Annotated in this window: 1 protein-coding gene; it reads left to right on the forward strand. The window is 76.0% G+C overall.

The features are described from left to right. Nucleotides 1-205 precede the first annotated feature (205 nt). A complete protein-coding gene (locus IH00_RS0123670) occupies nucleotides 206-1,990 on the forward strand; it encodes a tetratricopeptide repeat protein (protein WP_031076797.1) in 1,785 nt (594 codons plus the stop codon). Nucleotides 1,991-2,146 lie beyond the last annotated feature (156 nt).

Below are 2,146 nucleotides of genomic sequence, written 5' to 3' on the forward strand. Positions count from 1 at the left end.
ATCCTGTCCCCGCTACTGAAGTCAAGGGCCCGGATCTTTCGAGATCCGGGCCCTTGGTGCGTGGGCGATGCAATCGGCGCCCTGAGGGGGGCAGTTGGGGTGACTCGTGTTTGACTTGTCTCCCTGTGGGCATGTCGACAAAACGCTGTAGTGACCTCACTGGCTGCGGTATACCAGGTGTACGCGGGTTGCAGGTGGTGCGACGATGGAATATATGGGGGACAGGGCAACGCTTTTGGAATCAGGGCGGTTTGTGGACGGCGCGGAGACCGGGGACGCCGTCGAGACCGAGGCCCGGCACCGCCGAGCCGCCGACAACGGTGACACCGCATCGATGAGCATCGTCGGCGCGATGCTCCTGCGCCGCGGAGACCTCGACGGCGCCGAGCCGTACCTGCGCGCCGCCACCGCCGACGGCGACCGCGCCGCCGCCAACAACCTCGGCGTCCTGCTGCACCAGCGCGGGTACGCCGACGAGGCCGCCGGCTGGTGGCGCATCGCCGCCGTCGCCGGGTCCGCCGCCGCCGCCCACGCCCTGGGCCGCCACCACCGCGAGCGCGGCGACGAGCCCGCCGCCGAGTACTGGCTGCGCCAGTCCGCCGAGCAGGGCCACGCCCTGGGCGCGTACGCCCTCGCGGACCTCCTGGAGCACCGCAGCGACGCCGGCGCCGAGCGCTGGCTGCGCGCCGCCGCCGAACAGGGCCACCGCGAAGCCGCCTACCGCCTCGCCCGCGCCCTGGAGCGCACGGCGCAGGAGCAGGGCGAGGACGCGGCCCCCACGGGCAACGAGACGGCCGAGCAGTGGTACCGGCAGGCCGCCGCGCGCGGACACCGCCGGGCCGCGCTCCACCTGGGCGCCATCCTGGAGAAGCGCGGCGAGCTCAAGGAGGCCGGCCGCTGGTACCTCACCTCCGCCAAGGACGGCGAGCCCCGAGCCGCGTGCGCGCTGGGCTTCCTGCTGCGTGACGCGGGCGACGAGGAGAGCGCCGCCGTGTGGTGGCTGCGCGCCGCCCAGGACGGCGACGGCAACGCCGCCAACGCGCTGGGCGCGCTGCACGCCGCCCGCGGCGAGCACCAGACGGCCGAGCGCTGGTACCGAGCGGCCACCGACGCCGGTGACGTCAACGGCGCGTACAACCTCGGGCTGCTGTACGCCGCCCAGGACCGCACGGCCCAGGCCGAGCAGTGGTACCGCCGCGCCGCCTACGCGGGCCACCGCGAGGCCGCCAACGCCCTGGCCGTCCTGCTGCTGCAGAGCGGCGACCCCAACGGCGCGGAGCCCTGGTTCTCCAAGGCCGCCGAGGCGGGCAGTGTCGACGCGGCCTTCAACCTCGGCATCCTGTACGCCGGCCGGGACGACGACCGCACGGCCCTTGCCTGGTACGAGCGGGCTGCCGGGGCCGGCCACACCGAGGCCGCGCTCCAGGTGGGCATCGCCAGGCTCCGCGACGGCGACGAGCAGGAGGCCGAGCGCCACCTGCGGTGCGCGGCGGGCGGCGGCAGCGCCGAGGCGGCGTTCCGGCTGGCCACCGTCCTGGACGCGCGCCAGCCGCCGCCGGGCCGCCCCGCGCTGGGCGAGCCCCAGGCGCCCAAGACGGAGTGCGAGGAATGGTACGAGCGGGCGGCCGAGCAGGGACACCGCCGCGCCCAGGTGCGGATCGGCATGCTCGCCGCCCAGCGCGGGGACACCGCCGAGGCCGCCCGCTGGTACCGGGAGGCCGCCGAGGCGGGCAGCCGCAACGGCGCGTTCAACCTCGGCCTGCTGCTCGCCCGGGACGGCAACGAGCGCGAGGCGGCGCTCTGGTGGACCCGGGCCGCCCGCGCGGGGCACGGGCGGGCCGCGCTGCGCCTCGCGCTGCTCGCCGCCCGCCGTGGCGAGCTGGCCGAGGGACGGCGCTGGTGCGCGCGCGCCGTCGAGCTGGGCCCCGCGGAGGTGGCCGAGCGGGCGGCCCGCCTCAGCGAGGCGCTGCACCAGGAACTCACGGCGTGACCGCCCGGGACCCGGCCCCGCCCGCCGGGCCCGTCCGCGGCGCGCCGCCGGGCACCGCACGCCCGGGCGTAACGCAGCTCACTTCCAAGGCTCACTTATGGATTTGCGCTGGTCCACGCAGTCCCGTAAGGTTGTGTTCATCGACGCGGGGTGGAG

It is taken from the genome of Streptomyces sp. NRRL S-118 (assembly GCF_000716335.1).
Lineage (GTDB): Bacteria > Actinomycetota > Actinomycetes > Streptomycetales > Streptomycetaceae > Streptomyces.

Bases quoted from the DNA above. Each gene is read 5' to 3' on its own strand.
- IH00_RS0123670 (WP_031076797.1), top strand. From the start codon at position 206: ATGGAATATATGGGGGACAGGGCAACGCTTTTGGAATCAGGGCGGTTT.